Here is a 17476-nt window from a genome sequence, read left to right on the forward strand (position 1 = left end):
AAAAGCCGGCTCTCGCGCCTGACCGGGGTGGGAGCTGCCTTGGGACAAAGACACGCACAACACCAGACGCTTGAGGCGCCTCGCACGGTGGCGACGGGCGTCATCCCTCATCCGCGCGAGCAGATCGCCGACCGGCCTCGAAAGATCGTCCATTCGATGAAGATTTGCTTCGTAGTTGATAAGTTCCCCTCTTTGTCGGAGACCTTCGTCCTCGACCAGATAGAAGGGTGCCTCGAGCGCGGCATGCAAGTCGGCGTCGTCTGCAACGAGACGTCCTTCGGCAAGGACAGCAACATCGACGATCGCCGCTGGCAGGCTCTCCCTGGCAAGGTCGTCTGCTGGTGGGGCGGGCTGGGGCGCTTTCGCCCGACGCTCAGGAGATGGTCGGGCAGGTTCTGGGATAAGCTCTCGACCGCTGTCGACATCGCTTTTGCGCGCAAATTGCAGAACGCCGATGTGATCGTCGCGCATTTCGGCAATAACGGCATGCGCGTCGCCCGCGCCATGAAACGAGGCCGGATTTCCGCTCCGCTGGTGACCATATTCCACGGCCGCGATGTCGGCGAACCGCTGCATGACAACACGCTCACGCGCTACAAGGTTGTCTTCGACAAGGGCGTTCTCCAGCTCCCGGTGAACGCGTTTTTCCGCGATGCCCTGATCGGCGTCGGAGCACCCCCGGCGCAAGTCATGGTTCACCATATGGGCGTGCGGCCCGGTGAGATCGGCTACCATTGGCGTTCCTGGGACCGGGACACGCTGTCCTTCATCTCGGTCTGCCGGCTGACCGAAAAGAAGGGCATCGAATTCGCCCTTCGCGCGCTCGCCAGCCTGCCGCGGCGCGACTGGGTCTATTCGGTGATTGGCGGCGGCGAATTGCTGGAAGAGTTGAAGAAGCTCGCCGCAAATCTCGGCGTTGCCGACCGGGTGACTTTCCTCGGGCCGCGTCCGCACGCCGAGGTCAAGCAGCGCCTGCGCAATGCCCACGTATTCCTGCTGCCTAGCGTTGCCGCGCGAGACGGCGATCTCGAGGGTATTCCGGTGGCGCTTATGGAGGCTATGGCCGCCGGGCTGATCGTCGTCAGCACCTATCACTCGGGCATTCCCGAACTGATCGAGGATCAGGAGACAGGCTTCCTCGCACCGGAGCGAGACGTTGCGGCGTTGGCCCGCAAGCTTGTCTGGGTGGCCGAGAACCCGGACAAATGCGAGCGCATCGCACGTGCGGCGCGCCGCAAGATCGAGCAGGATTTCAACGCGGACGTACTCAACGAACGTTTTGCGCAGATCGTTGCTCAACTGGCCGAAGCTAGGCAGCCGGCATGAACGCCAACCCGCCCCCCCAGTTCGGTCGCGTCGCCCTGCGCGGCGGCGTGGTGACGATCGGCGCGCAAGGCTTCAAGATGGCGATCCAGTTTCTCTCCGTCATCGTGCTTGCGCGTCTGCTCGTGCCCGAGGATTTCGGCCTGGTGGCTTCCGTCGGGCCGATCGTGGCCTTTGTCGGGCTGCTTCAAAACCTTGGCCTGCAGCAGGCCGTGGTCCAGCGCAAGGACATCAGTACCGAGCAGCTCAACCAGGTATTCTGGATCAGTGCGCTGGTGGGGCTGGGCAGTGCCGTGGTGGTTGCATGCCTGGCGCCCGCCATCGCTGCCTTCTATGGCGATCAACGCATGGTCGGGATCACCATCGGCTCTGCCTTGCCGCTGCTGCTTGGCAGCCTCGCCGCGGTGCCGCTGGCGCTGATGAACCGTCACTTGCGCTTTGGCCAGCTCGCGCTGAACGACGTGATAACCGCTGCTGCCGGACTTGCGACTACCGCAATCGCCGCCTATGCGGGGCTGGGCTACTGGTCGCTGGTCATCGGCCCTGCGGTATCGGCCGTTGTCGCGCTGGCCGCGGCATGGCAGGTGGCGCGCTGGACGCCGTCGCGGCCGGACCTGAAGGTCGATACCGACATATTGTCTTTCGGCGCCAATCTGACCGGCTTCAATCTGGCCAACTTCTTCTCGCGCAATCTCGACAACATCCTGATCGGAAAATATTCGGGCGCGATCGAGCTCGGCTATTATGACCGCGCCTACAAGCTCCTGCTGTTTCCGCTGCAGAACATCAACCAGCCGCTGACACGCGTGATGGTGCCGCTGCTGAGCCGCATCCATGAGGACAAGGCGCGGTTTCGCGACATCTATGTGCGAACCAATTGGATGCTGGCGGCCATCACTATGCCCGGCATCGCGGCGCTGACGCTGACGTCGGACCAGGTCGTCGGGCTTCTCTTCGGCGAGCGCTGGACGGCGGTGGCGCCGATCTTCGCCTGGCTGGGCATCGCCAGCCTAATCCAGTCCGTCTCGAGCACCACCGGCTGGATCTTCATCTGCCAGGGCAAGACCAAGACCATGTTCCACTGGGGCATCTACTCGTCGCTGACGACGGTCGCCGCCTTCATCATCGGCCTGCATTGGGGCGCCGTCGGTGTCGCGGCGGCCTACGCGATCAGCGGTTATATGCTGCGCGTCCCGGTACTTGCCGTTCTTGTCCACCGGGTCGGCCCGGTGACCGCAGCCGACTTCCTGGTCATGCAGGGACTTTTCATCGCGTCGTCGCTGCTTGCCTGGTCCGTGTACCGCGAGTTGCCGGCATCGCTGACCGGCCAGTCAGACCTGCTCGCGGTGGTCCTGGCGGTTGCCCTCAATTATTCGATCGGCCTGGTCCTCATGCTTGCCCTTCGCCAGTCGCGCACCGCCCTGTTCACCACGCTTTCCAGCGCCATGCGCAACGCCCGCTAGGCCGGCAATCACCGGCCTCAAAAGCTCACCTGCCGACATCGCCGACGCATGCTCCTCAAGCACTGCCTGAAGGCTCGTCCTGCGATAGAGATCGAGATTGGCGGTAAGTCTGCCGAGCTTCTCGCTCGCTTCCTCGGGCGTCACCGTGTCGATGTCGAGCAGCAGGTCGGCGACGCCGATCCGCTTGGCAAGTTCCTTGGTCTTGAATTCATAGGCGATCGGCAGCACCGGCGTGCCGACGCAGAGCGACATGATCATCATGTGCATGCGCGTTGCGACAACGAAGTCGAAGCCTTTCACCAGTGCCATCAGTTGCTCCGGCGTGTGGAACGAAGCGTCCACGCTGACATGCTTGGCGATCTCCGAATCGAGTTCGGCAACGATAGCCCGCGCCGTCTTGGAATCGTCATGGGCGTATTCCGGCACGCCCTGGCAGGTGGAGACGAAGGTGACCTCCTTGGCGTGGTCCCTGACCAGGATGGTCGCGATCGCGCGGATCGAGTCGATGTAGCGGCGCATGCCGCCCTCGCCGTCGCTGACATAGTTCCAGTGGCGGACGGAAATGGCGACGCGGCCGGTGACGGTCGCCGACTGGCCGGAGGCCAGAATTTTTCCGATCCTGTCGGTGTCGGCCAGGGCAAAGACGGCGTCGGCCACGACGTGGCATTTGCCGGGGTCTTTCACCATGTCCACAATGTGGCCTCGCGAACGTTCGTCGCGCAGCAGGATGAGCGGGCTCCGATCGAAGATTGGGCTCAACTCCTGGCGATTGTAACTTTTGTTGAACGGGCCGAGCGATTGCGTGAAGAAGACGGGGTCCTTGCCCAGAATCGCGTCGATCCGGAATTGATTGAGTCGCCGTTCCAGATTGTAAGTCTCGACAAGATAGGTTCCGCCTGTCGTGACCACGAGGTCGGCGTCTTTGTAGATCTCGAGACCACGGCGATTGCTTGAGCTGAACAAACGCCCGAGAACGCCGCGGATGCCGAACCGCCGCAGGGCATTGAGGACGAGCCGATTGTAGATCGGCTTGAACAGGTTCTTCAGCCCGCTGCCGTATTTGTAGCGGAACAGCGATTCCGACAGCAGCTTGTGGAATTCGAGATCAGGATACTCTTTCTTCGTGTAGAGCCTCGCCGCCACCTCCGGCTGGCTGTCGAAGACGTAGAACTGGATATCGTCTTGCACGATCGTCTTGAAAACATGGCGGATCGCCAGGAGAATCGCTGCATCCCCGGTGTTCAGGCAGACGGTGTTTTCAACCGCGATCTTCATGGAATGACCTCATTTCGTGAGTAGTCCCGTGCTTCCATCAACGGGTGCGAAGGGGCGGATTGCAGGCGGGTTGGCCGAAAATGCTGCACGCCAAGGATGGTCCTCGCGTCGTGATTATTGGCGCGCAGCCCGGTGGCAGGCCAACGCGCGGTCCATGTGGCCCAAGCAGAGCGAGATTAACCCATCGATTTTGCAGTGCAACAAAAAACGGGGATCTTTGCTACGTTGCAACCAAAAATGTTGCGATGCAGCAAGAGCTGTACTAGCATTGTCGCGGGCGGGCCAACAGCGGTCGAGTTTTCATGCTGCATGTCTTGTACTTGGTACACGACGTCTCCGACCCGGCAGTGCGCCGGCGGATCATAATGCTCAAGGCAGGCGGCGCCCAGGTTACGCTGGCGGGCTTTCGTCGTACGGCAAGCGCAGTTGCTGATGTCGAGGGCTTGCAGCCGATCGATCTCGGCCCGACTCGTGATGGCCGATTCGCCCAACGTCTGGCCGCGATCATGAAGGCAGTCGTCTCGACCGGCTCGAAGCTGGGCTCAATGCCACGGCCCGACCTCATTATCGCGCGCAATCTGGAAATGCTGGCGCTTGCCCGCCGCGCCAGGTCGGCTTTCCAGGCAACGGTGCCGATCGTCTACGAGTGCCTGGATATCCATCGCCTGCTGCTTCGCGACGATCCCCTGGGCTGGGCGATGCGCGGCGCAGAACGCTTCCTGGCCAGGGATGTGAAGCTTCTGGTGACCAGCTCTCCGGCCTTCATCGCCAACTATTTCAAGCCGTTCGGACAGATTGCCGCCCCGGTCGAACTGCTCGAAAACAAGTATTTCGAGCCAGCCGCGGCCTCGCTGGATGACCGCGCGGCGCCGGAGAACACCGTAGCGCCGCCTTGGCGGATCGGCTGGTTCGGGGCGCTTCGCTGCCGTCGCTCCCTGGAGCTTCTGGCCGAATTTTCGCGCCGCCTCGACGGCCGCTTTGAAATCGTCCTCAGGGGGCGCCCGGCGCTGTCCGAATTTCCCGATTTCCACGGTTTCGTCGAATCGGAACCCTGGCTCTCGTTTGGCGGGCCCTACCGCAATCCCGAGGATATGGCGGCGATCTACCGCGAGGTCCACTTTTCCTGGGCCATCGACTTTTTTGAGCGGGGCCTGAACTCCGAATGGCTGCTGCCCAATCGGCTCTATGAGGGCTGCCGCTTCGGAGCCGTGCCGATTTCGATGGGAGCCACCGAAACCGGCCGGTTCCTCGACCGGCAAGGCATAGGGGTTCTTTTGCCAGAAGCCACGCCCGAGGCGCTCGAAGCCGCCGTCGGCACGATGGAGCAGCATCGGTTCGGGACATTGAGGGCGCGTGTTCTCGCCCGCAATCCGCGCACCTGGAGCTACGACCGCGCCGATTGCCGGGCGCTCGTTGAAAAGCTCCGCGGGCTGACTGCGGCTCCCGGTCGATATGCTGCCGAAGCATTGGCATAGAAGGACTGCCGATGACGCAAACCGACATTCCATCCTGCATGATCGTGGTTCCGTGCCTGAACGAAGCGGCCCATATCGGCGCGTTGCTTCGAGAGCTCCGCCCTGCGGCCGAGAGGCTGGGCGCCGTGATCATCGTTGCCGATGGCGGCAGCACGGACGGCACCAGGACGATCGTCGCGGACATCGCCGCAAAAGATCGGCGGGTGATCCTGCTGCACAATGAAAAGCGCTTGCAGAGCGCGGCAATCAATCTCGCCGTCGCCAGGTTCGGGGAAGGCGTCGACTATCTCATTCGCATCGACGCGCATGGCGGCTATCCTGCGGATTATTGCGACCGGCTGGTCGAAGAAGCGCAGGCCACCGGTGCGGATTCGGTCGTCGTCTCGATGCTGACCAGTGGCAGCGGCGTGGTTCAGAAAGCAGCGGCAGCGGCGCAGAACTCCAGGCTCGGCACCGGCGGCTCCAAGCACCGGCATCTTTCGGCGGGGGAATGGGTCGATCATGGCCACCACGCACTGATACGGATATCGGCCTTCACCGCGATCGGCGGCTATGACGAAACCTTCAGCCACAATGAGGATGCCGAACTCGACTATCGGCTCCGCCAGGCCGGCTACCGCATCTGGATGACCGGCAAGACGCAAATGGTCTACTACCCGCGCTCCTCGCTGAAGGGCCTCTATTTTCAATACCTCGGCTATGGCCGCGGCCGGGCGAAGAACGTTCTCAAGCACCGCATGATCCCGAAGATCCGGCAGATGGTGCCGCTTCTGGTGTTCCCCGTGGTTCTTCTCGCCGCCTTTTCCTTCGTCCACTGGCTGGCGGCCGTGCCGCTTTTGCTATGGGCGTCGGTCTGCCTCGGCTACGGCTTTTGGACCGCCGTCAGCCAGCGCAAAGCCGACATTGCGCTTGCCGGGGTCTCGGCAATGGTCATGCATTTCGGCTGGTCGGTCGGTTTCTGGCTGCAACTGCTCGCACCGCGACCGCAGCGCGGGGTAGCGTGATGGACCCGGTCAGGAAAAATCGAAGCATCGATATCTGCGTCTGCACATTCCGCCGGCCGGAGCTTGCCGACACGCTTCGCTCCATAGCGGCCATGGACATGCCTGCAGGGTTCGACGTCGGTATCGTCATCGCCGACAACGACGATACGCCGACGGCCGAAACGCTGGTCGCCAAGCTGGCGGGGGAGTTGAAGCTGCCGGTGACCTACCGGCACGCCCCGGCCCGCAACATCTCGATCGCGCGCAACGCTTGCCTCGATACCAGTGCGGCGGATTTCGTCGCCTTTATCGACGACGACGAGACGGCCACCGCTGGCTGGCTTGCCGAACTGGTGGCGACGGCGGAAGCAACAGGTGCTGCGACGGTGCTTGGGCCGGTGCAAGCCCGTTACCTGCCGGATGCGCCCGCCTGGATGCGCAAAGGCGATTTCCACTCGACCTTGCCGGTCTGGGTGAGCGGCGAACTCCGCACCGGCTACACCTGCAACGTCCTGCTCAGGATTGGCGCTGAGAGCCTGCGCGGCCGGCGCTTCAGCCTGGCACGTGGCCAGACCGGCGGCGAAGATACGGAATTCTTCGACCAGATGGTCAAGGCCGGCGGCCGCATCGCCTTTTCGCCGGAGGCTTGGGTCGACGAAGCGGTGCCACCTGCCAGGGCGGCATTCGACTGGCTCGGCCGCCGCCGGTTCCGCGTCGGGCAGACGCACGGTCATCTTCTGGGGCGCAACGCACACGGCCTTGCCCGGCTCAAGCAGGTCGGCATTGCCGCGGCAAAGGCCGCCTACAGTTTCCTGTCGGCAATTCCGGTCGCCATCGACCCCGTACGCCGGAACCGCAGCCTGCTTCGCGGCATTATGCATGTCGGCGTCGTCAGCGGCCTCGTCGGGGTTCGTGAAATCCGCCAATACGGCCTGTCTTCGCCGCAGCAAGGGGGCAAGCGTGCAGCCTGACGTGAGCTTCGTGATTGCCGCCTACAATGCCGAGGCGACCATCGATCGGGCGATTGCCAGCGCCGTCGCCCAGCGCAATATCAGCGTCGAGGTCATCGTCGTCGACGACAAGTCGCGCGACCGGACGCTCGACCTGGCGAGATCGTACCCCGAAGACATCGTACGCGTTGTCGCGCTTGAGCAAAACCGTGGCCCCGGCGGCGCCAGGAATGCCGGCCTTGAGCTTGCACGCGGCAGGTGGGTCGCGGTCCTCGATTCCGACGACGCGGTCTATCCCGGGCGACTCTGCACCATGATCGAACGCGCGGAGAAAGCGGGCGCCGAGATCGCGGTCGATAATCTGCAGGTCGTTCGCGAGGATGGCGTTGCCGAAGAGACGATGTTCCCGGCCGACTATCTGGAAGGCCTCGGTGAAATCTCGCTGGCGGATTTCATCGGCGGCAATGTCCTCTTCGAATCGAGGTTCAATCTCGGCTACCTCAAGCCGATCTTCCAGCGCCGGTTCCTGAACGCGAACGGGCTTCGTTACGATGAAAGCCTGATCATTGGCGAAGACTATATCCTCCTGGCCAGTGCTCTGGCTAAAGGCGGCAATTGCGTGGTCGAGCCGACGACGGGCTATATCTACCACATTCGCACCGGCTCCATCTCCCGGGTGCTCGAACTTCATCACGTCGAGGCGATGCGCAGGGCCGATGCCACCTTCGCGGCGACCCATTCCATGGATGCTGCGGCCGAGGCGGCGTTCGCCCGGCGCGCTCGCAGCCTGCGCCGGGCGGCATCATTCCTGTCGCTGGTCCAGCACATCAAGGCGCGGTCCCCGCTCAAGGCGATATGGACGGCGCTCAGCGATCCGGCGGCGGTTCGGCATATGAGCATGCCGATCGCCGTCCGGCTGCGAAGGGTAGCGGCACAGTTTGCCGTGGTGGCGGGGAGGTGAAGGGCTGCAGGTGAATGAAGACAGTTTCGCCGCCTGCGACAGGGTTGAAATCGATCTCCTCAGAAGGAACATGCAATGAAAAAAGTCAGGAAGGCAGTCATACCGGTGGCGGGGCTCGGAACGCGGTTCCTGCCGGCGACCAAGTCCATGCCGAAGGAAATGCTGCCGGTGGTCGACAGGCCTGTCGTGCAATATGCGGTTGACGAGGCGTTCGAGGCCGGCATCGAGCACATCGTCTTCGTCACCGGCCGCAACAAGGCGGTGATCGAGGACTATTTCGACCTGCATCCTGAACTGATCGGAACCCTGGAGCAGAGCGGCAAGAAGGCGCAACTCGAATCGCTTGAAAGCCTGCTTCCCGTCGCCGGCGCGACGAGCTTCATCCGTCAGCAGTCGCCGCAAGGCCTCGGCCATGCCGTCTGGTGCGCGCGCGAAGTCATCGGTGACGAGCCCTTCGCGTTGCTGTTGCCGGACATGGTATCCTTTGGCGGGCGCGGCTGTCTCGCCGAAGTCGCCGATCTTTATGCGCAGACTGGCGCAAACGTTATTGCCGTCGAGCGTTGCGACCCGACCGAGACCAGCAAATACGGCATTGTCGGGCGCGGCGCGGATGTCAGTACGGGCTTCGAGGTGACGGCCATGGTCGAAAAGCCGGCTCCTGCCAACGCGCCGTCGAACTTCTACATCAACGGCCGCTACATCCTGCAGCCCGAGATATTCTCGTTGCTGGCCAGCCAGCAGCGCGGCGCCGGCAACGAGATACAACTGACCGACGCAATGGTGCGTCTCGCACAGACCCAGGCCTTCTTCGCCCAGCCTTTCGACGGCCGCATGTTCGACTGCGGTTCGAAGGAGGGCTTCATTCAGGCCAATGTCGCTTTCGCGCTGGCGCGGGAGGACATGAAGGGCCCGATCTTCGAGATGCTGCAGGAATTCGTCCGGTCGCATCAGCGTCGGGAAGAAGCCGCATAATGTCCATTTTTTCGAGGCATTGTGGGTGCGGCTGATGACGCAGGACAGGCCGTTGCGCCGCGCGTAACGCGCACTGTCCGGCGCAAGGTTTGCACCCTATGTCCCGACCTTCGAGGCGGTAGCGCCTGCAAACTAGAATTGGACCGAAGATGAACTATGCCAATTTTCCTGTCGACAAGAGGACGCCATTGCCGGCTTCTAATGCGGCAAACGCCGAAGACTTCATCGACATCGAGCGCCTGCTTGGCATGGCCGCGCGGCAGGCGAAAGTGGTTGCCGCCTGCGCCGTCATCGGTCTCTTTCTCGGCGTGCTCTATTTGCAGACGACGCCTCCTACCTATGTGGCGACGAGCAGCGTGCTGATCGACGAAGGATTGAACAAGGTCGTCGACGACATTTCGGCGGCGTCGGTCAGCATGCAGACCGACTCCGCCGTTCTGAGCCAGATCGAAATACTACAGTCGGCCAGGCTGGCTGGGGTGGTCGTCGACAAGCTGAAGCTCGATCAGAACGACGCTTTCATGAACCCTCCGACATCGGCCCTGTCGAAGGTTGCTGGCTTTGTGCGCGGTATCGTCCAGTCTGTCCGCCCCAAGCGCGCCGCTAGCACAACCGATGTCACTCAGCTTGATGCTGCGACGCGTGACGCGATCACCGCATCCTCATCGCCCCGTGACTACGCAATCTTCAAACTGCAGACCCAACTCGATGCCGAGCGGATCGGCCGGAGCTTTGTGATCAGCATCTCCTTTCAGGCGACCGATCCGGCGCTTGCGACCGCCATCACCAAGGCCTATGCCGATGCCTATCTAGCCGATCAACTTGATGCCAGCTTCGACGCGACCGAGCGGGCGGCGGTCTGGCTGCAAGGCCGGCTGACCGAGCTTCGTGAGAGCTCCCAGGCGGCTGCACTGGCGGTCGAAAAGTTCAGGGCCGAACACGGATTGGCCGTCAATGACGGCCAGCTGATCAGCGACAAGCAATTGTCCGATCTCAACACCCAGCTGATCGTCGCGCAGGCCGATACCGCACGTGCCGGCGCCCGCTATCAGCAGTACAAGTCGATCGTCGAAAGCGGGTCGGACAATGCGTTCAAGGACGCTGCGATATCGAACGACCAACCGAGCAGCTCGGTCATCACGACGCTGAAGAACCGCTATCTCACCGTATCCAAGCGGCAGCAGGATGTCGAAGCCAATTTCGGCCCGCAACATCCGCAGGCCGTCGCGCTCGCCAAGGAGAAGGCCGACATATCGGCGCAGATTTTCGGCGAGCTGAAGCAACTGACCGAAAGCTACCGCAACGAATACGAGGTCGCTCTGGCGCGCGAAACCGCGCTCCGCGCAAATGTCGCCTTGGCGGCTGGCAAGAGCTCCATCGACAATCAGTCGCAGGTCAAGCTGCGTGAGCTGGACCAAAAGGCGACGGCGCTGTCGACGCTCTACCAGACGTTCCTGAACCGCTATGAGGAGGCCGCCCAGCAGCAATCCTTCCCGGTCGGCAAGATCCGGGTCATCTCGGACGCGACGATGCCGCAGTCGGCCGCAACCCCGCGCACAGCCATCGTGCTGGGGCTTTCGCTGGCGCTTGGCATGATGCTGGGGGCAGGGGTTGGTGGCCTGAATGAATTCAGGGAACGCTTCTTCAGGACCGGCGAGGATGTCCGCGACCGTGTGGGCCTCAAATTCCTCGGCTACCTGCCGGTCATCGGCAAGGCTGGCAAGGATGACCAGCGCAATGGCGGTCAGCCTGACGTCAAAGTCGTTGAATCCAAGTCCGCCAAGTCCTCCAAATCCCAGCCCTCCAAAACATTGTCGGCAGCCGAAAAACGTGCGCGGATGCGGGTAACCGTCGATGCCCCGGCATCGATGTTCTCCGAGACGCTGCGCAACGCCAAGATCGCCTTCGACGTCGTGATGGAGGGCCAGGGCAGCCGGGTCATCGGCGTGGTCTCGGTGCTTCCCGGCGAGGGCAAGTCGACGGTGGCGGCCAATCTTGCCGGGCTGCTTGCCGTCAACGGATCGAAAACGCTGCTGATCGATGGCGACCTGCGCAATCCCGGCCTCAGCCGCAGCCTCGGTATGGAGGCCGAGCAGGGCCTGATGGAAGCTGTGGTGAGCGGGCAGACATGGCAGTCGGTCGGCAAGATCGACCGGCAGACCAAGCTGGCTATCATCCCGGCCGTCCTGCGTGGCCAGTTTTCGCATACCAGCGAGCTTCTGTCTTCAGCCGGCATGCGGCGTTTCATCGATAACGCCAAGGAAACCTTCGAATACATCATCGTCGATTTGCCGCCGCTCGGGCCTGTCGTCGACGCCAAGGCCTTCGCTCCGCTTGTCGACGGCTTCGTGCTGGTCACCGAGTGGGGACGCACGCCGCGTGCGATGGTGCAATCCATGCTCAGCTCGGAGCCCTACATCGCCAAGAAGATCATTGGCGCGGTGCTGAACAAGGTCGAACTGAAGAAGCTGGCCAAATATGGCGCGATCGGCGGCTCGGAAAAATTCTTCGACAAATATTCGAGCTACTATCTGGAAAAATCGGAAGCGCGCACCAGGGCAGCCGCCTGAGCGACGACATCGCGCTCAGGAAAATATCAACCTGGCGCGGTTGTCGACGATCCTGAGGGCGGTCAGCTGGCCGGTTTGGAAGGCGCCGGTGTCTATGCCAAGCCGGCGTCCCTCGAGCTTCGGAGTGTCGACCGGCGTATGTCCGTGCACGACATAGCGGTCGAGAAGATGCGCAGCGTCGAAGAAGTCCGAACGGATATTCAGCAGGTCGTCCTCGTCCTGCGCGGCCAGCTCGATGCCGGGCCTGATGCCGGCATGGACGAACACGAATTTCGCCGAACAGACCATGACCGGCAGCGCGCGCATGAAGCTAATGTGGTCGGCTGGAATGACTTCCCGAATGCGCTTGTCGACCTCCTCGCTTGACCCATAGAGATCGGCCATGCGCGACGGGTCGACGCCGTAGGAAAACAGCGTTTGCAGGCCGCCTATTGCCAGCCACGACTCTCTCGAAATGATCCCGTCGAGATAGTTCAGCATCACGACTTCGTGGTTACCGGCAAGGCAGATGCGCTGGAAGCCTTGGAGTGGCGGCGCCAGCAGATGATCGAGCACGCGCGCCGACTGGGGGCCACGATCGACGTAGTCGCCAAGCATGATGATGAGCTTGCGCCCTTCGAAGGGCGCCGAATCGAGCAGGATCTTCTGCTCCAGGGCGCGGAGTTCCTTGTAGCAGCCATGCACGTCGCCGATCGCATAGACGACTGCGCCCCGCATATCGATCTCCAACCGCTGGCGTGCCGCGGCCTGGGGCTTTCTCGATCGCTGGAACAGGGTCACGTATGGCATCTCGCATGGCTGTGGGTGCGTCTCGATTCCGAAACAACATGACGACACCGCGCGTGGATACCACGTCCGGCGCCGGTCGTTCCATACCGGAGCTTCGGACGCAACTCGGCTTCGGCGCCCCTTACAGGCCGATGCCGCGCCGGTTCAGCGCGGCGGTGATCTCGTCGAGGATGGCCGGGTCGTCGATCGTTGCCGGCATGGCCCATTCCTCCTTGTCGGCGATCTTCTGCATGGTGCCGCGCAGGATCTTGCCGGAGCGCGTCTTCGGCAGGCGCTTGATCGTCACCACCGTCTTGAAGGCAGCGACCGGGCCGATCCGTTCGCGCACCAGGGTGACAACCTCATTTTCGATGATGCCGGCGTCGCGGTCGACGCCGGCATTCAGCACGACGAAGCCGAGTGGAACCTGGCCTTTCATAGCATCGGCAATACCGACGACGGCGCATTCGGCGACGTCGGGATGCGCGGCCAGAACCTCCTCCATGGCGCCGGTCGATAGCCGGTGGCCGGCGACATTGATGATGTCGTCGGTGCGAGCCATGACATAGAGATAGCCATCCTCGTCCATCATGCCGGCATCCGCGGTTTTGTAGAAGCCGGGGAACTCGTCGAGATAGGCTTGGCGAAACCGCTCGTCGGCATTCCACAGCGTCGGCAGGCAGCCGGGGGGCAACGGCAATCTCACCACGACATTGCCAAGCGTACCACGCTTGACCTCATGCCCGGCATCGTCGAGCACGCGGATGTCATAACCGGGCATCGGCACGCCGGGCGAGCCGTATTTGACCGGCAGCAGGCCCAGTCCGGCGGGGTTGATGGTCATCGGCGAGCCGGTCTCGGTCTGCCACCAATGGTCGATCACCGGCACGGTCAATTTCTGCTCCGCCCATTTGATGGTTTCCGGATCGGCGCGCTCGCCGGCGAGGAACAGCGTCCGGAATTTGGACAGGTCGTATTTCGGGACGAATTCGCCCTTCGGGTCCTGTCCTTTGATGGCGCGAAAGGCGGTTGGCGCGGTGAACAGCGCGACGACGCCATGCTCGGCGATCACACGCCAATAGGTGCCGGCATCGGGCGTGCCGACCGGCTTGCCCTCGAACAGGATCGTTGTGCAGCCATGCAGCAGCGGGCCGTAGACGATATAGGAATGGCCGACCACCCAGCCGACATCGGAAGCCGCCCAGAACACTTCGCCCGGTTTGACGCCGAACTCGTTTTCCATCGACCATTTCAGCGCGACCATATGGCCGCCATTGTCACGCACGATTCCCTTCGGCTGGCCGGTCGTGCCCGACGTGTAGATGATGTAGAGCGGATCGGTGGCAAGCACCGGAACACAGTCGACATTGGCACCCGCGGCCCGCTCGCGCGCCACGGCGTCGGCATAGTCGATATCGTGGTTTTCCCTGAGTTCGCAGCGCAGTTGGTCGCGCTGCAGGATAAGGCAGCTTTCCGGCTTGTGCCGCGACATCTCGATCGCCTTGTCGAGCAGCGGCTTATAGGCAACGACGCGCCCTGGCTCCAGGCCGCAGGAAGCGGAGATGATCAGCTTCGGCTTGGCGTCGTCAATGCGGGTGGCGAGCTCATGCGAGGCAAAGCCGCCGAAGACCACCGAATGCACGGCGCCGATCCGCGCGCAGGCGAGCATGGCGAAGGCTGCTTCCGGCACCATCGGCATGTAGATGATGACGCGATCACCCTTTTGAATGCCGCGATTCTTGAGCACCGAGGTCAGTGCGACCACCTCGCGCTTCAACTCGGCATAGGTGAATTTCCTGATTGTGCCCGAAATCGCGCTGTCATGAATAAGCGCGATTTGGTCGGCGCGGCCGCCCGCCACATGGCGATCGACGGCATTGAAGCAGGTATTGCACGAGGCGCCATTGAACCACCGGCCATAGACGCCGGCATTGGCGTCGAACACGGTCTCGAAGGGCGAGAACCAGTTGATTGCGCCGGCAGCATCAGCCCAGAATTTTTCCCGGTCGCGTTTCCAGCCGTCGTAGACCTCATGGTAGCGTGACGCCATCCAGCTTTCTCCCCAGGAATGTTTGCTGTCCTTGAAATAGCGTATGCTGGTTTGTGTAACCATGTATTTGTGCGTTTCGTTTGCTGTCGTTCTAACTTGGCCGCAAGTGCGGGTCATGGTGGTCTGGGGGCCGGTATCGTTCGAATTTTCGGCATTAGGGGCAGGGCGCGATGAAATTGCGATATGAGCTTGGGTTTGCCGCGGTTGCGACGCTGGCGGTGGTGCTCGCTTCAGCTGCTCAGGCAGGCGACGCGGCGGCAAGGCGCATCATCGGCTTTTCGCCAGACGGCAACTACTTCGCCTTCGAACAGTACGGCACGCTCGATGCCGGTGCTTCGGATTCGGGCTGGTCGGAGATCGACATCATCGACACGCGGACCGATGAGTTCGTCGGGCGGCAAGCCGATCGTCATCGCCGACGAGACGGAGGATTCGACATTGACGCTTGCGCAGGCGAGGGCACAGGCCGCCGAACTGGCGGCGCCCTTGCTGGCCAAATATGCCATCGCGCCGCGCGGCGAGCGGACTGCCTTGGACAGGTTCACCTTTCCCGACGACATGGTCGCCTACAATGACATTGCGCGCCTCGAGCAGGTTTCGCAAAAATGGCTTTCGCCGGCCTATGACGAACTTGGCACCATCCAGCTCGAGCAGATCCGTGCCGACAGCACGGCGGATTGTTCAGCGAGTTTCGACGCGACGCTGCAAGGCGAAACGACCGGCAAGGCGCTCGGCTTTCGCCTGACGCTGCAGGGTCAGGACGGCAAGCCGATCAAGCTGCTGCATGAGGACAAGGCGGTGCCCGGTTCGAGGAATTGCCCGACTTCCTACAGCCTGTCGGAATCTTACGCATTCACCCCGGATGGAAAACCGGGCGTGCTTGCGGTGCTCGTGCAGCGCTTCAGCCAGGGATTTGAAGGGCGCGACCGCCGTTTCATCGCCGTGACTGGCCAGGCGCACTGAGGCAACGCGCTGAGACGTAGTCCGCTACCCGAGTTTGTTGTCCCTAAAGCGGGAGGGCAGCGAGCATAAGTCCGACCCCGCCGACGATCAGCAAGGCGGCTGCCAGCACCTTTCCATGGCGCTCGAAACCCGTCGGCGCCCGATCCCAATTGTAACGCATGCTCGAACTCCCCAAACCCGCAGATTCTTTATCTTACGCAGGGTGAGGAGGGCAACCTGTCTGGCGATGCGCGGCGTTGCCGATACCGGTCTTGTCACCGACTATTTCTGGGGCATTCTCCGCCGCTACATGCCCCAGCGCAGCGCGGCCGTATGTACCGGTGCATCCCACCAAACAGCCGCCTCGTCGTCGAGCATGCTCAGCGTGATCGAACAGCCGGCCATATCGAGCGAGGTCACATAGGACCCGACCAGCGACCGGATCACCGTCACGCCGTGCTTCTCGAAGATTTTGCGGGCGCTGTTGTACATCAGATAAAGTTCCATCAACGGTGTGCCGCCAAAGCCGTTGACGAAGAGTAGCGCCTGGCCTCTGGCACCGTCGCCCAGGTCACCCAGGATTGCGGTACAGATCTCCTCGGCGATAGCATCGGCGCTTTTCAATGTGTCGCGCCGCCTCCCAGGCTCGCCGTGGATGCCGACCCCGAACTCCATCTCGCCGTCGCCGATATCGAAGGTCGGCTTGCCCGCCGCCGGCACGGTGCAACTGGTCAGCGCCACGCCCATCGAGCGCGTCGCGCCGTTGACGCGCTCGCCGAGCGCCTTCAACGGCTCCAGTGCCATGCCTTGTTCGGCCGCCGCGCCGACGATTTTCTCGACCACCAGCGTGCCGGCGACGCCGCGCCGGCCGGTGGTGTAGGACGAGTTTTCGACCGCAACGTCGTCATTGGTCACGATTTGCATCACGCCTTCCGACATTTCAGCGGCCATGTCGAAATTCATCACGTCGCCCTCGTAGTTCTTGACGATGAACAGGCAGCCGGCGCCCGTATTGACGACTTCGGCCGCCGCCATCATCTGGTCAGGCGTTGGCGAGGTGAATACCTGGCCGGGGCAGGCCGCATCCAGCATGCCGTGCCCGACGAACCCGCCATGTAGCGGCTCGTGACCCGAGCCGCCGCCGGAGATCAGCGCCACCTTGCCCGGTGTGAGCAGCTTGCGGCGGACAAATCTGTGTTCCGCGCCAAGCGCCAGGATATCGGCATGCGCGGCAACGAAGCCGTCGAGGCTCTCGGTCAGCACCGTATCGACCGAATTCAAAAATTTCTTCATGGCCGTCCTCCCGAAATAGCCCAGCGTCAGCTGCCCTTGCCGGCAATGCTGGTGATCTTCTGGATGAAATCGTTGACCGCCCGGTCGAGCGCCGCGTTCTGCTTGTCGTCGCCGAAATCGGGAACGATCAGCGAGACATGGCGTGTCTTGCGCAAGCCTGCGGCCAGCGACATCTTTCCCGGATGCGCCCGATGGTAGGCCTCAAGGAAATGATCGCGTTCGGCCGGGCTGAAATGGCAGACGGAGAAGATAGCCGGCAAATGCTTCGACGGGATCGGCGTCGAATAGGCCGGGCTGGAAATCTGCGTGACGAAGCTGCGATGCTTGCCCAGCGCATCGGCGAGGCGCTGGCGCATGCCGGACGGGCGCTGGTCGATCACCTGCGACAGGATCGTCTTGTAGGCGCGGATCGCCTCTTCGGGGCCGGATTGCGACGCCTTGTCTGCCATAC

13 protein-coding genes and 1 pseudogene are annotated in these 17476 nt (G+C 62.5%); 9 read left to right on the forward strand and 5 right to left on the reverse strand.

What is annotated here, in order from left to right:
* Window positions 1-39: 39 nt before the first annotated feature.
* Both NKJ55_RS02030 and NKJ55_RS02035 read left to right on the forward strand, forming a co-directional pair.
* Window positions 40-1326 (forward strand): glycosyltransferase, encoded by a 1287-nt coding sequence (locus NKJ55_RS02030; protein WP_352448453.1) that lies wholly within the window; start codon window positions 40-42, stop codon window positions 1324-1326.
* The gene (locus NKJ55_RS02035) at window positions 1323-2786 is read left to right on the forward strand and encodes a lipopolysaccharide biosynthesis protein (RefSeq protein WP_352448454.1); all 1464 of its coding nucleotides are present in this window, start codon (window positions 1323-1325) and stop codon (window positions 2784-2786) included. The genes NKJ55_RS02030 and NKJ55_RS02035 overlap by 4 nt, the downstream gene beginning before the upstream one ends.
* A 222-nt stretch (window positions 2787-3008) precedes the next feature.
* Here the strand turns inward: NKJ55_RS02035 and NKJ55_RS02040 are convergent.
* Window positions 3009-4061: pseudogene (locus NKJ55_RS02040) on the reverse strand (polysaccharide pyruvyl transferase family protein); the annotation flags it as partial.
* 302 nt (window positions 4062-4363) lie between these two features.
* Between NKJ55_RS02040 and NKJ55_RS02045 the strand changes: the two are divergent.
* From NKJ55_RS02045 to NKJ55_RS02070, 6 genes are all read left to right on the forward strand, one after another.
* A complete protein-coding gene (locus tag NKJ55_RS02045; protein ID WP_352448455.1) occupies window positions 4364-5536 on the forward strand; it encodes a glycosyltransferase family protein in 1173 nt (390 codons plus the stop codon).
* 11 nt (window positions 5537-5547) lie between these two features.
* Entirely contained in the window at window positions 5548-6540 is a 993-nt protein-coding gene (locus NKJ55_RS02050) for a glycosyltransferase family 2 protein (protein WP_352448456.1), read from the forward strand.
* Window positions 6540-7490: a glycosyltransferase family 2 protein gene (locus NKJ55_RS02055; RefSeq protein WP_352448457.1), complete on the forward strand. Its 951-nt coding sequence runs from the start codon at window positions 6540-6542 to the stop codon at window positions 7488-7490. The genes NKJ55_RS02050 and NKJ55_RS02055 overlap by 1 nt, the downstream gene beginning before the upstream one ends.
* A complete protein-coding gene (locus NKJ55_RS02060; protein WP_352448458.1) occupies window positions 7480-8430 on the forward strand; it encodes a glycosyltransferase family 2 protein in 951 nt (316 codons plus the stop codon). Before NKJ55_RS02055 ends, NKJ55_RS02060 begins: the two co-directional genes overlap by 11 nt.
* 75 nt (window positions 8431-8505) lie before the next feature.
* Complete coding sequence (locus NKJ55_RS02065) at window positions 8506-9402, forward strand: UTP--glucose-1-phosphate uridylyltransferase (RefSeq protein WP_352448459.1); 897 nt, start codon at window positions 8506-8508, stop codon at window positions 9400-9402.
* Window positions 9403-9551: 149 nt separating this feature from the next.
* A complete protein-coding gene (locus NKJ55_RS02070) occupies window positions 9552-11972 on the forward strand; it encodes a polysaccharide biosynthesis tyrosine autokinase (RefSeq protein WP_352448460.1) in 2421 nt (806 codons plus the stop codon).
* 15 nt (window positions 11973-11987) lie between these two features.
* On the opposite strand, the gene NKJ55_RS02075 is transcribed toward NKJ55_RS02070, so the two are convergent.
* Together NKJ55_RS02075 and NKJ55_RS02080 are read right to left on the reverse strand one after the other, a co-directional pair.
* Complete coding sequence (locus tag NKJ55_RS02075) at window positions 11988-12689, reverse strand: metallophosphoesterase family protein (RefSeq protein ID WP_352448461.1); 702 nt, start codon at window positions 12687-12689, stop codon at window positions 11988-11990.
* Between the two features lie 193 nt (window positions 12690-12882).
* Window positions 12883-14790, reverse strand: a complete 1908-nt coding sequence (locus tag NKJ55_RS02080; protein ID WP_352448462.1) for a propionyl-CoA synthetase — start codon at window positions 14788-14790, stop codon at window positions 12883-12885.
* A gap of 381 nt (window positions 14791-15171) precedes the next feature.
* On the opposite strand from NKJ55_RS02080, the gene NKJ55_RS02085 reads away from it, so the two are divergent.
* On the forward strand, window positions 15172-15753 hold the full coding sequence (locus NKJ55_RS02085; protein ID WP_352448463.1) for a DUF2259 domain-containing protein: 582 nt from the start codon (window positions 15172-15174) through the stop codon (window positions 15751-15753).
* Between the two features lie 285 nt (window positions 15754-16038).
* On the opposite strand, the gene dhaK is transcribed toward NKJ55_RS02085, so the two are convergent.
* Both dhaK and NKJ55_RS02095 read right to left on the reverse strand, forming a co-directional pair.
* A complete protein-coding gene (gene dhaK, locus NKJ55_RS02090) occupies window positions 16039-17025 on the reverse strand; it encodes a dihydroxyacetone kinase subunit DhaK (protein ID WP_352448464.1) in 987 nt (328 codons plus the stop codon).
* A gap of 26 nt (window positions 17026-17051) precedes the next feature.
* Window positions 17052-17474: a hypothetical protein gene (locus tag NKJ55_RS02095; protein ID WP_023676327.1), complete on the reverse strand. Its 423-nt coding sequence runs from the start codon at window positions 17472-17474 to the stop codon at window positions 17052-17054.
* Window positions 17475-17476 lie beyond the last annotated feature (2 nt).

This window comes from Mesorhizobium sp. M0106 (assembly GCF_040322715.1).
Taxonomy (GTDB): domain Bacteria; phylum Pseudomonadota; class Alphaproteobacteria; order Rhizobiales; family Rhizobiaceae; genus Mesorhizobium.